The sequence below is a fragment of the uncultured Psychrosphaera sp. genome, from assembly GCF_947500655.1.
Classification (GTDB): domain Bacteria; phylum Pseudomonadota; class Gammaproteobacteria; order Enterobacterales; family Alteromonadaceae; genus Psychrosphaera.
In genome coordinates this window covers 22,618-34,751 of sequence record NZ_CANMSK010000020.1, presented here as the reverse complement: position 1 = coordinate 34,751, position 12,134 = coordinate 22,618, and the positions used below count along the sequence as shown (strand labels likewise).

18 protein-coding genes are annotated in these 12,134 nt (G+C 36.3%); 4 read left to right on the top strand and 14 right to left on the bottom strand.

Going from position 1 to position 12,134, the window contains the following annotated elements; genetic code table 11:
• Window positions 1-114: 114 nt before the first annotated feature.
• From Q0940_RS14665 to Q0940_RS14655, 3 genes are all read left to right on the top strand, one after another.
• Window positions 115-1,041, top strand: coding sequence for a hydrogen peroxide-inducible genes activator (locus Q0940_RS14665; protein WP_299270088.1), 927 nt, complete (start codon window positions 115-117; stop codon window positions 1,039-1,041).
• 118 nt (window positions 1,042-1,159) lie between these two features.
• Window positions 1,160-1,312 (top strand): hypothetical protein, encoded by a 153-nt coding sequence (locus Q0940_RS14660; protein ID WP_299270087.1) that lies wholly within the window; start codon window positions 1,160-1,162, stop codon window positions 1,310-1,312.
• A 13-nt stretch (window positions 1,313-1,325) separates the two neighbouring features.
• Window positions 1,326-1,526, top strand: a complete 201-nt coding sequence (locus Q0940_RS14655; RefSeq protein ID WP_299270086.1) for a DUF2061 domain-containing protein — start codon at window positions 1,326-1,328, stop codon at window positions 1,524-1,526.
• A 28-nt stretch (window positions 1,527-1,554) separates the two neighbouring features.
• On the opposite strand, the gene rimI is transcribed toward Q0940_RS14655, so the two are convergent.
• The 8 genes from rimI to Q0940_RS14615 all read right to left on the bottom strand — a co-directional run bounded on the left by rimI (window position 1,555) and on the right by Q0940_RS14615 (window position 6,708).
• Entirely contained in the window at window positions 1,555-2,010 is a 456-nt protein-coding gene (gene rimI, locus Q0940_RS14650; protein ID WP_299270085.1) for a ribosomal protein S18-alanine N-acetyltransferase, read from the bottom strand.
• 4 nt (window positions 2,011-2,014) lie between these two features.
• A complete protein-coding gene (locus Q0940_RS14645) occupies window positions 2,015-2,674 on the bottom strand; it encodes a hypothetical protein (protein WP_299270084.1) in 660 nt (219 codons plus the stop codon).
• Between the two features lie 127 nt (window positions 2,675-2,801).
• Window positions 2,802-2,996: a DUF6435 family protein gene (locus Q0940_RS14640; protein ID WP_299270083.1), complete on the bottom strand. Its 195-nt coding sequence runs from the start codon at window positions 2,994-2,996 to the stop codon at window positions 2,802-2,804.
• Window positions 2,997-3,215: 219 nt separating this feature from the next.
• Window positions 3,216-3,683, bottom strand: a complete 468-nt coding sequence (locus Q0940_RS14635; protein ID WP_299270082.1) for a YHS domain-containing (seleno)protein — start codon at window positions 3,681-3,683, stop codon at window positions 3,216-3,218.
• Between the two features lie 303 nt (window positions 3,684-3,986).
• Entirely contained in the window at window positions 3,987-4,514 is a 528-nt protein-coding gene (locus tag Q0940_RS14630; protein ID WP_299270081.1) for a hypothetical protein, read from the bottom strand.
• Between the two features lie 36 nt (window positions 4,515-4,550).
• Window positions 4,551-5,516: a YHYH protein gene (locus Q0940_RS14625; protein WP_299270080.1), complete on the bottom strand. Its 966-nt coding sequence runs from the start codon at window positions 5,514-5,516 to the stop codon at window positions 4,551-4,553.
• A 185-nt stretch (window positions 5,517-5,701) separates the two neighbouring features.
• Window positions 5,702-5,893, bottom strand: a complete 192-nt coding sequence (locus Q0940_RS14620) for a DUF3185 family protein (RefSeq protein WP_299270079.1) — start codon at window positions 5,891-5,893, stop codon at window positions 5,702-5,704.
• 263 nt (window positions 5,894-6,156) lie between these two features.
• Window positions 6,157-6,708, bottom strand: coding sequence for a carboxymuconolactone decarboxylase family protein (locus Q0940_RS14615; RefSeq protein ID WP_299270078.1), 552 nt, complete (start codon window positions 6,706-6,708; stop codon window positions 6,157-6,159).
• Window positions 6,709-6,850: 142 nt separating this feature from the next.
• On the opposite strand from Q0940_RS14615, the gene Q0940_RS14610 reads away from it, so the two are divergent.
• Window positions 6,851-7,435 carry a TetR/AcrR family transcriptional regulator gene (locus Q0940_RS14610; protein WP_299270077.1) on the top strand — a complete coding sequence of 195 codons (585 nt, stop codon included), beginning with the start codon at window positions 6,851-6,853 and terminating at the stop codon, window positions 7,433-7,435.
• 60 nt (window positions 7,436-7,495) lie between these two features.
• On the opposite strand, the gene Q0940_RS14605 is transcribed toward Q0940_RS14610, so the two are convergent.
• The 6 genes from Q0940_RS14605 to Q0940_RS14580 all read right to left on the bottom strand — a co-directional run bounded on the left by Q0940_RS14605 (window position 7,496) and on the right by Q0940_RS14580 (window position 11,871).
• Complete coding sequence (locus Q0940_RS14605) at window positions 7,496-8,695, bottom strand: hypothetical protein (protein WP_299270074.1); 1,200 nt, start codon at window positions 8,693-8,695, stop codon at window positions 7,496-7,498.
• A gap of 457 nt (window positions 8,696-9,152) precedes the next feature.
• Window positions 9,153-9,455 (bottom strand): hypothetical protein, encoded by a 303-nt coding sequence (locus tag Q0940_RS14600; RefSeq protein WP_299270071.1) that lies wholly within the window; start codon window positions 9,453-9,455, stop codon window positions 9,153-9,155.
• The gene (locus Q0940_RS14595) at window positions 9,455-9,760 is read right to left on the bottom strand and encodes a Bor family protein (RefSeq protein WP_363323586.1); all 306 of its coding nucleotides are present in this window, start codon (window positions 9,758-9,760) and stop codon (window positions 9,455-9,457) included. The genes Q0940_RS14600 and Q0940_RS14595 overlap by 1 nt, the downstream gene beginning before the upstream one ends.
• A gap of 244 nt (window positions 9,761-10,004) precedes the next feature.
• On the bottom strand, window positions 10,005-11,174 hold the full coding sequence (locus Q0940_RS14590) for a hypothetical protein (protein WP_299270068.1): 1,170 nt from the start codon (window positions 11,172-11,174) through the stop codon (window positions 10,005-10,007).
• 162 nt (window positions 11,175-11,336) lie between these two features.
• The gene (locus tag Q0940_RS14585; protein ID WP_299270065.1) at window positions 11,337-11,627 is read right to left on the bottom strand and encodes a type II toxin-antitoxin system RelE/ParE family toxin; all 291 of its coding nucleotides are present in this window, start codon (window positions 11,625-11,627) and stop codon (window positions 11,337-11,339) included.
• Window positions 11,614-11,871: a type II toxin-antitoxin system ParD family antitoxin gene (locus Q0940_RS14580; protein ID WP_299270062.1), complete on the bottom strand. Its 258-nt coding sequence runs from the start codon at window positions 11,869-11,871 to the stop codon at window positions 11,614-11,616. Before Q0940_RS14580 ends, Q0940_RS14585 begins: the two co-directional genes overlap by 14 nt.
• Between the last annotated feature and the right edge of the window lie 263 nt (window positions 11,872-12,134).

The window sequence follows — 12,134 nt, the reverse complement described above, 5'->3', positions numbered from 1 at the left end:
GAGTGATATTAAGGGGAAACCATTGTTTATAAAATTTAATAAAATAGAAGTTGATGTTCAGTATTTTTGAACATAAAGTATGAGGATAGGTTCATCTACAAAAGAATAGAATTCATGATCTCGTTAAAACAACTCACGTACGCTCTCGCCGTTGAGCAGACTTTGCATTTTAAAAAAGCCTCTGAGCTTTGTAATGTATCGCAGTCAGCATTAAGCACGGCAATCACCGAGTTAGAAAAACAATTAGACTTACAAATATTTGAACGCAATAACAAAAAAGTCATCATCACCGCCGAGGGCTTATTGGTATTAAACAAAGCAAAACAGATAAAAATTGAAGTGGATGAGTTATATCAATTATCACAAATGAATAAATCTGCACTCACCTCACCAATGACCATGGGCTTAATTCCAACCATTGGCCCTTATTTATTACCAAAAGTATTGCCAGAAGTTCGACAGCAATATCCATTATTTAAACTGTCTATCGTGGAAGAACAATCTCATAACTTAATCGACATGGTAAGAAATGGTGACATTGACGTCGCCGTTTTAGCCTTGCCTTTTCCTATAGACGGCTTAATGGCTTTTGAATTCTGGCAGGAAGATTTTTACTGGGTTACGCATAAAGATGAATGCCCTTCTCAGATACAAGAGATCACGAGTGACGAATTAGAGCTTGAGAAACTCATGTTATTAAAAGATGGTCATTGTCTAAAAGATCATGCATTAGCAGCTTGTAGTTTGCCAGTAAATAGTAGTAGCACTAATAAAAGCAACAAAGGCAACGCCAGTTTTAATTCCACCAGCTTACATACCTTAGTGCAAATGGTGGCAGGAAAACTGGGAACAACCTTAGTACCACAGATGGCACTTGATCAATTAATTCACAATGAATCTGAACTTAGTGCTGTGCATTTAAATGAACCTGGACCACACCGACGTTTGGCTTTTGTGGTACGACCTAACTACGTCAAAACTAAAGACATTGAAATATTAAAACAAATCTTTACCCAGCAGTTAGAACATCATTGTGGTTAAGTGGCGAATTACGAGAAGTATGTTCTAAAAAAACGAACATGAATATAAATATTACAAAATATACAGATAGATAAAATCCATACATACTTATTCCATCAACCAAGAGAAGGAATAAAACATGATTTTTTTAATAGACATTATTGATGAGTATTTAAATAAGTACGTTTTAAATACTAACGTAAACCAACAAGTGCAAGTGTGTAATTACCAAGATAATTATTACGGTGATCAACTGTGCTCTTTTGTTGAAAGCACTGTAACAAACAAATAACTGGAGAAGGACAATGGCCAAAACAACAACCTTTGCAATTACTCACTTTTCAGTGGCATTTGGCGTTACTTACGCATTAACTGGTGACATTGTAATGGGTGGACTAATCGCAATAGTGGAACCAGCGGTGAATACCGTTGCTTATTATTTTCACGAGAAAATCTGGAATAAAGTCGGCGGTAAAAATAATATTCCACTGCCCCAACATTGTTAATACTTAAAAAGGTTTTGGTGAGCGCAAGCTAAACAAAAGACCTTTTCATTAACAATGCTGTTTCTCTGGCGGTGGAATTAGGAACAGAATAATACTCTTTCCTTTTTCCCGTTACTTCAAACTCGTAAGACTCATAAAGTTTAATTGCTTTTGTATTTGATTCTCTTACTTCTAAAAACATATTCTCTGTATTTAGCGACTTTGCATGCTCAATAAGGTGATCCATTAGTTTTTTGGCTAAGCCTTTGCCTTGATGCTCTGGTGCAATACAGATATTTTCTAACGTCATATCGCCAACCACAAACTCAGCAAAATAATATCCCAGAATTTCACAATCTTTTTGCATATAAAAATTATGGCTGCGGGCATTAAAACTAGACTCAAATATTTTTTGTGACCAAGGTGACAAATGGCTGCGTTGATCTATTTCTACCAACAAAGGAATATGCGCCTGATTTAATTCCAGTATTTGAATTTTAGCCACGGGATTAGTTTTCTCGGATTGTTTGAGTTGCTTGATTTGTTTGAGCTGGCTGAGGCGCATAAGGTTGTAACAATAACCATAACTCTTTTTTCTGTGCCGGACTAAGTTCATTAGGTAAAGGCGACGTGATAACTGTGTCTTGCCCAATACTTTCCAATTGGACGTATTGCGTGACAAACTTAGATGCAATTTTCCAATATACTTTTTTATCGCCTTGTTCTTGGAGCAAAGCAACCATAGCGTCAAAGGCCAAAACCGATAAAGCTATTTGAGGAAATACCACTTTAATATCGGCAATGAATTTGTCTGAACAATTTAACCAATGATTCTCCATAGGTGCTTTGGCGGCAGCTGTGGTTTTAGGCAAAGGAGCAGGCTGAGTTAATCTTGTAGATTCAGCAACTATTGCTGTTGGACGAGCAACCTCAACTGCTGGTATTGCCGTTGCATTGGGTTCTGAATGTGCTTTAACAGGCTTAGGTCTTAGGAGTCTAGTTTGCGTTCCAGAGCTTTCTAAATTAGGTTCAGGCTTAAGCTGCCCTAATCCAATACTAACTTGTTCAGTCGTTGCGATTGGCTCCGCTGGCGTTTTGTATTTATCGTTAAGATCAAAAGGCGTGATACCTAACTCAACTAAACATTGCTGTTGTAATGACGAATACAAAATAACGCTCTCAAATCAAAAATGAACATATAACCAATAAAGAAAGATAGTAATGGAATTAAACATTTAATGGAATTGAAAACTCTAATTTAAAAGTAAGTCCGCGGCCAATTAATAGCCCTTTATTTTATATTTTAGCCGACGGGTCTAGCTCTAGTATTTGCTGTTTTATCGTTTCAGCTTCAGCGGTGAGCATCGCATAACCACGTATATTACCATTACGCTGTGCAAGCATAGCTTCTTCAAGTTTACGGTCGTATAACTTAACTAGTTTTTTGGTTGGGTCTTTTTTAAACTTATTTTTAACAAAAGCTGAAAACATATTAATTATCTTTTATTGATTAAACGTCAGATAAGTATATACGTAGAGACTTATGTTTTAGATTTGTTTTAATTCTTGAATTCAAATAATAAGTGGAATGTTGAGACGGTAAAGAAGTTGAAGAAGAAAGGCTAAAAGCGCACAGCTAAAAACAAACTGTTTTTAAATAGCCTTACTTCTCCAGAGTCGTTCTATTTCTTCAATTGAAGAAATAGCTCATTAGTTTTTGTATTTTTTAACATTCGTAATTTCTGGATAAAATTTATCAGCAGAAATAATGTCATTAGTCATATCTTTCAACCACTTATCTTGTACACTTTGATTGTAGTTCAAATATAACTTTCCATCTTCAATATGCCACATTTCCGGATCTATCCCAGCCGTCTTACCTTCTGACATAGCCCAAGCACAATAACCGCCATATTGAGCTGCATATTTGGTAGGTTCTTGTTTAAATAAGTCTAAATTCTCTTGGCTAGAGAATTTCCAAGTCGCATCGCGCCACATCGTTTGAAACTTATCATTACCTTCCACTGGCTTACCTTCAGTGAAATAAGACACAGTGTCATAGCCATCAATAGCAACGCTATTAAACAAGCCTGTACTAATCGCATCATCTTCAGCAAAAGCTGAAAAAGTAAATAATGTAGAAATAAGTAATAGTGTACGTGTTAAAAATTTAGTCATAAGTTACCCCTGTTAATTAACTATCTAAGTAAACCGTGGTTTATGGATAATAATTTCACAGTGCTGACGTTATTTTTTATTAGTTTGGATTTAGTTGGTTGTTTTTCTGTTTTTTGCGGATGTTTGAGTATTCATTTAGTTTGAAAACTAAAAGTTAAAGTGACCGCTTCTGTCATTTATACGCTTCTTGCATTATGCAATAGTTAAGTTATTTAAAATCAACCGTTAAAAACAATATTACCCACCTACTCTTCATCAAAAAAAGTTGATTCGGCTCAGTTTCTAGCAGCGATTTACTCGCATTTATTCAGCGATAACAGCACTATTATTCTGCGGTGTTAAAGTAAAAGTATGCTTATTTTTTTGCATTTTATTAATTGTGGTTATCTCAATAATTCTGTGTTTTTTTGATATGCCAAATAAATCCATGTTTAACTTAATATCATTTAACGGGCCGTTAATTGTATAGCGTCCTGTAATAGTCACGTACTCTATACTCTTCTTTTTAGTGTGTGACGCTTCTGGCGAAAGCAATAAACCGTTTATAGTAAAAGTAGATTTCTCATTAGATAAAACCACTTTGTCTTTTATTTTTGTAGCTATTTTTTTACGATTATTGGTAAATTCAAGCATGCTAACAATACCGTCGTTATTACTATCTACACTATAAAATGCACTCATTGGAATAGAAAGCACCATATAGACTTTGTCATCAACTATGTTTAACGTGCCGTGCTGCTCTACCATCATATGTGCATGCAAAGAAACCGATAAACACAATACTCCTAATAATAATGTACTTAATGCACTATTTATTAAAAACTTCTTCATGATCATAAACCTGTAATTATTGCGTTAGCTTTTAAACTAAAGCTCACCTTTAACACAACGTTGAAAGTACGGATAAGTGTCGGTTGCATAATAATGATAAATACCGTCAGGAAATTCAGGTGTCACACCAAAACGACCATTACATTCATCCAAATCCCCAGAGCCTTCAACATAGTCCCAATCCTGAGCAAAGGTCCCTAAAGGGTATATATCGGTAGATGGGCGGCTACTACTTACTGTTGTAACGGTTTGATAACTGCCTTCCATCGACTTAAGTTCAGAGCTTGCATCTTCCGCATCGGTATAACCGTAACGCGCATAAATTGGAAAGCCATCTGCAGCCCAGCCAATTAATGTCATGGTAGAGCTGTTACCACCTTGTAAAGTGACAAACCCTTCTGGCATACCATGATAATGATAAGTACCATCTGGTTGAACATGGGCGTTATTATCGTCTGTACCAAAATCAAAAGAGTCTTGACCTAGAGCTTCAATATTCCAACTTCCGCTATTATCACCTAAAGAACAGTCATCGCCAGAGTCATCACAACTTCCGCCAGTACCCGCGTCAATTTTCACTCCATTTAACACAAATCCTAACGTCCCCCTTGGGCCACCTAGCTCTGTTGCATCATCAGATTCAACGGGAGTAAGTGTATAACTTTGAGATATGCTTTTTTCTTCAATAGTATTTGGATTATTTGGATTAGGAAATGTACCGACTTCATGGTCTGGAACGCCATTAGCCACTAAGTCACGACTAGTACCAGTACAACTCCAGTCAGAGCTACTGGTTAATTGCACAGAATCGGAGTCATTGTATTCACTATAAAAGTAATTACATAACACACCATCCGTACTCTCTGTCGTACCAACACCAATATCATCTGTTGTATCAGCATCCGTGGAGTCATCATCTGCACACCCCGCCAGCACAATAACTAGAACTATAAATGCATAGTTTTTTACAACGTTTATATATGTTCGTAATTTTCCAGACATTAATATCACTCCTAAATTAGATAGACTTACTTTAATTTAGGAATATGCACCAATTGTGCAAACAAAAAGGTTTTGCGGTCTGTCCAGTTGTGCGCTTGCGGGATTAAGATTAGAGGAGAAAACAAAAAGCCTATTAGAACTAACTAATAGGCTATAAAATTCAGACAATATAGTGGGTTGTTAAGTTATTTTAGTTTTTTTAAACCAACTAAAACAGCAACAACTCCACCAACCATTCCAGCCCAAGCTTCAATTGGTGTATCACCACTTAACGCTCTGGTAACTTGAGAGCCAGCTGCATCATAAATATTGTAGCCCCACACAGCTAAAGCAACACCGCCAACGATAAGTACGATACTGATAAGTTTATTATTCATTTTTACTCCAGATTTTTATAATTGTATTTGTTTAAATTAAACACAGGCTTAGAAAACACCTATACTCGCATAAACGGCGAAAAAAAACAGAGTGATCTAGTTAAATGCTTCGAATAGCTTTTGATCTTTTAAAATAAAAAACAAAAAAACGCCAATGCATTACTGCGCTGGCGTTCTCATATTACTCTCTAAAAATCACTCACCTAAAACTAACTTAAACTAGTTTTAAATAACTAATTAAGCGGTAACTCAAAACTAAGCGTTTATGCTTTAGTCCAAGCGAAAGGTTTGAACATATCGTCAACTGGCGTTTTAGCAACGTGGTTTACGTAGTTGCTGATCACTTTTTGTGAAATACCAAGAATGATCTCTAGTACTTGCTTAGTAGTGTAACCCGCAGCATAGAATGCTTCTAATTGCTCGTCAGTTGCGTTACCACGTTGACGAACCAAGATTAGTGTTAAGTCATGTAACGCTTGTAGTTTTGCTGTAGGCATTGCTGTGCTGTTACGTAATGCTTCTGTAAGAGCTGGGTCAACGTTCATTGAATTAGCAATTGCTGTGTGAGCTGGTACGCAGAAATGACATTCATGTTCAACGTTGATTGTTTGCCATACAACCGTTAACTCTTCAGCGTCAAAAGAAGTACCAGTGAATGCTTGATGTAATTGCGTGTACGCAGTTAAGATTTCTGGAGACTCAGCCATAACAGCATAAAGACTTGGGATTGTGCCCATTTGTGCTACTGCACCTTCAAGAATTGCTTTGCTGCCAGCTGGAGTTGTTTCTAATGTGTGAAGTGTAAAATCAGTCATGTTTATTTTCCTATAAAATTTAATATAAATTTATTAATGAGTATTATTTCTTCTCGACGGGAGACAATTTAACTGGATTTGAACGAACGTTCAAGTTATGTTTGAGCAATCGTTCAATTATTTTTTATTTTAGGGTTTTAACGTGAGTAAAAAAAGCAAATTCAACCGTGAAGAAGTGATAGCAAATGCTACCAATCTATATTGGGAAAAAGGTTATCACGCCACCTCTATGCGCAATCTTCAAGATGCTATTGATATGAGACCTGGTAGCATTTACGCTGAATTTGGTAGTAAAGATGGTGTATTTAAAGCCTCGTTACAGCATTACGCTCAAATAAGTATTGAGCAATTACAAAACGTAAGAGCCGAATATTCATCACCATTAAACGCGTTAAAAACATTTGTTAAGCAAGCGGTAATAGAAACGCAAAAAAATAGTCCAAGCAGCATGTGTATGTTGGCAAAAACAGTGGCTGAGCTAACTGAAGAACAAGCAGAATTATTGAATATAGCTAGAGATGCATTGAATTCGGTTGAAGCGCAATTTGCTAATTTAATAAAAGAAGCACAAGAACTTGGTGAAGTTACAAAAAATAAAGACGCGGCTGAACTAGCAAGGTTCTTACAAATCCAGATCACAGGATTACGTACTTACGCTAAAACCAGTAATGGTGACATTCCACTAGAGAAAATGATCAACGAACTTTTTGAGCATTATCCGTTTTAAGAGAAGCCGTTTTAGGAGCTGCCGTTCTAGAAGATGGCGTTTAAACTCGATTTTAAAAACTTAAGATACAGGTTGTTTTTGCATCTGTTCTTTATTGTAATAATCCTTATCTTCAGCCATCTGTCCTCGTATATCTAAATATTTTTGATAAACCAAAGTAGCCAGTCCTGCAATGTGAGAGCAAGACGGTCCTGTAGTCATACTATCTCCACTCATTATTGAATATTTATTGTCTAAATAAGTTGAGTCTGTAATGTCATTTACTGGATCAGCAAGATGGGATTCATTTTTAATTGTTTTAGATAAAATCTCAGCAACCGTATTGTTACCTTGTCCAACGGTTTCCATCGGCTTTGTATCAGAAGAACTTGCACTAGAAGTATTCACAATAAGTGAATTTGCAGAAAAACAAAGCCAAGATGGCGCTTTACCCGATTTATTATCAGCTGCTATTACCACAGTTAATCCACAGTCCTGACAATTCTTAATTGCAGTGGCTGTTGCAAAAGCGGGTTCCGTTTCCCCCCCAAGCTCGATACTTGCTACTTGCATCTTGTTTTGGATGCACCAGTTCATGCCGGCTAAAACTTCAGACCAACGACCTTTGCCCTCTTTATTTAACACCTTAACGGCATAAAGATTACAATTTTTAGCAACACCGTCATATCCATGCCTTCCTGCGGCAACAATTCCGCATTGAGTTCCATGACCATGTTCATCTTTATATACCGGAGTAGTTTCTGGCTCTGCTATAGATTCAGTCATAAAAGACTCTCCACCAGCAACAATTAAATCTGAATGTGCAGCGATGCCAGTACCAAAAATAGCAAAATTGATCCCGCTTCCGTCAATTCCTAAAGCCCAAGTATCAGGCGCTTTTACTTTTTGTACGTTCCAAACGGGCACTGGCGTAGTTTTTACATGATTAGCTTCTTGATGATTAATATAATTAAGACGATTGTTATTAAGAAGTACCTCTACAGGTTTATAAGGCTCACCGCCCTGAACTCTTACTTCACTATCTTCTTCAATAGCTAGTATTTCACTGTTAGCCAATAAACGTTTTACATCACGATCTTCAAGACGAACAATTGTGATCCCTATATTTTCTAAATGCACAGGCGTGTTTTTGCCTAATCTACCAACAGCCAGTAAATTTGCACCTCTTTGAAATTCAATTTCATCTAATTCAAGGATACTCAAAGCACCTTTCAAGTCCATTTTTCTTTTTTTGTAAGTAACTAAATACTTTTTGGACATAACTTACTCTCGAGTTTTTATCTTCAAAATACGAACGAATGATCTTGCACAAGCATAAACACATAGTACTCGGCCTATTTTCAATCATATTGGAATTAAGCAACAAAAAATATTACACGATATTACAGCAACAGATTTCGCCTTTGATTAAGTACGCATGGATCAGAAATTACACAGCTACTTTAGATAAAACGGGGAGGTTGATAACTTAGGTTCTGTACGGAACCGACAGCTATTTCATGGGAATAACGGCTGAAGAACAAAGAGAGAGAGAGAAATAAAGAATAAAGGGAACATCTGCCTAAATAATTAAATATATAGACACAAAAAGGAGTAGTTTATTGGGACATAGCTTATTGGGTGATTGTTTAAATGGATGTCTCTGTTATTCTTTTAGTAGTTAACGTTTTATAGACAACATAGGTTGCTGTATTGCACAACAACCTATATTTAAATACTACTTACACTTCACTTCAACCGTTTCTGGCTGCCAGATAGGTGCTACAGCATTGCTAACAACATTGGTAACTACAGCATTAATAAAGCTAGTTTTAGTCGTTACTGATGTCCAAGTACCATCTGCACATTTATTACTTAACATTACAGGAGCCGAACCTTCATACAAGCCCAAAACAAAATTATGATGCCATGATGAAGTAGCCGTTGTAGAAGTAACATTTTCACCTCTATCAAAGTGCATAGTCTGACAACCCGAAATAACAACCGCAAAGAATACTGATAATAATAATTTAACGTTCATTATTTACTCTCCTCAGGACACCAAACTTTTGCAGTACGAGGTGTATAAATACCTAAAGTAACACCACCTAGAAAACCATCAAGAAAAGTTTCTTGTGTTTGTAACTGGATTGGATCTTGATTTTTACAGACAGCTAGAACATTAACTCTAGATTCACCGACAAGTCCCCAAAGAAAAAATGGATGAGATTTTTGATATGTTGGTTTAGATGACAGTTTTACATTACCTTCAGGTAGCATAGTTACTGTTGAACATGCACTAAGCGCAATTACAGCAGTCACAACTAATAAATTTCTTATTGCCACTTTAAATCCTTTTTTCATTAATGAGTTGAGAAAAACAGTATCATTAATTTTTTTTTAAAAAAAGAGAAATTAATTAAACATCTTTGTTTTAAGTGTTAAAACTTTGAACTACTGATCATCTTATTACTGATAAAATCAATGACTCTGACCCTGCTCCCATTGATTCTCATAAACTACGAAAACTAACAGAGGCATCGAGTTAAATTACAAAACGTTGCGCCCCTGTTGATACTATTTACCTAAACTAAATAGCTTCCAACGCTAGCTCTAACATAGTGCGAATTTGTTTGACTATCTTTTCTTCAATCTCAGGTTCAAACTGTTGAATTCTAGGTGTGTGTATATGACCCGTTGGAATGGTTGAGTTAAGTTGATCTCTTAACCTTATACTGCGATACGATATTTCATTAGATAAATAACCATCGCCAGAACCACTCACCGCAATATGACCATTAAGCTGAGACAAGGTGTGAGGCTCAATATCTTTTGGTTCCTGTGAGTTAACAATGCTAGTGACTTTGTGATTATCAATCACTTTATAAGGTCCTTTAGCAAGTTGCATTTGCTTGATAGGCAAACTAAAAAGCACAAACTCTTCACCCGGTAATGGCGCATTGTGGAGTTTAGAAATAATAGGCGTTTGTTTAGTACCACCTGAGAGAACATTCACATTATCTGGCGCGGTAACACTTCTACGCTTTCCTGGAAAACGTTCTAAATCAAATTCTTTACGTCCCATACTAACCGTGACAACCATATCAACATTATTTAATGCGTAGTAAGGCGCTAATAATGATTCAATCATTCCATCATCAAAATCTTTATACCGAACCGGGATCATTACCGTATTAATTTCAGCCGTAATGCCATTATAAGTAATAACTTGCCCATCCAGCTTTAATGCCGCAATACCAGACGGATTACTTTGATTAATATTTCTATCTAATAAAAAAGGGTCAAAGCCAGTTAACAAAATTTTCTTATGGGTTTGTTGCGTATATTCAAGATCCGTCTTCCCTCTAGAACCTTCCTCAAACATGCTTAACAAAGCTTGTGTTTGTAGCTCTGACAGTGCAAATGACGGCTTGGTTGAACGAATAACCTTACTCGCCAAAAGCCTAGCCCAATATAAAGGACGATCATCAAGGACTGACGCAGATTGCAGTTTATCTTTAGCGTCTAACCACAACTTTTGAGAGTGCAATATTGTGATGTTTTTTGCATCTTGGTAACTGCCAGCGCCTTGCCATGCTTGTGCAAACGCATCAATATTACTGGTAAACGTATTAAGTACTGTTGGCATTTTTACCGTCGCGTTTTCAATACGTAATTCTTCAACGGTTAAGTCACTACTATAAGCAAAGTTACTAAACAGTAATCCCGTTAGGGTTATTAATAATTTTTTACTAAACATAATACTTCCCATAATATTTTCTTCTGATGAAGCTTAGCGACACTATAAAACAAAAAAACGCCTTATGGCGTTTTTTTATAGTCAATTCAATTTGGTAGCTAAATATTAAAGTGGGTGTTTGTTATTTTTCATAAAAAACAATGTGAACTATTTATTAAGGGCTTACTTAAATGCGTTAAGTATATTTTGATTCTTTAATATCCGCATAATATCAATACCACTTTCACTGGCTCGATAATAAATAGCATGGCGGCCATAAACGCTGCGTCTATACCCTTCCCTTATGTCATTAACCGATTGATACTGCAATGGAGCGTCAGCCAACTGTAAGAAACGCTTTGTTATACCGTCAATGTAACTTGATGCAGCTGACAATCCAAAGTTATCGATTACGAATTCAAATATCTGACTCAGATCTTCAGCCGCTAATTCACTAAGTCTATAACTCGCCATTTGCTTGTTTACGCTTAATAACGTCTTGCATAATATCTTCTGGCGTTTTGTCGGTGAATCCGCGCCCTTCTGCTTTTATTAGCTCATTACGAATACTTTCTATTTGTGTAATACGCAATTGCTCCTTACGTATAAGATCACGTAAAACCTCGCTATCACTAGCGTAATTCCCCGTCGCCATTTGAGCCTGTATCCACTGCTCTTGCTGGTCGGTAAGCGTAATACTTTTTTTTATCATAGCCATAATCAGACACTCTCATTTAACTTTGTACTAATGAGCTTAAGAGTAAGCCCAAGTCATACTTTATGCTACCACAGTAAGCTAAAATTTAAATCTGATTAATATTAAAGCGTGTTTGTATAGTTTAGGTTTACAACAACGTCTAAACCAACACACCATATTAAATGAATATTAATTTGGGGAGTCGTTTGTTAACAATCAAAGTGATCTGAGCCGATTTTTCGAAGCTTGACCTGTGGTTACACACAGTTATAATGGTACTCACT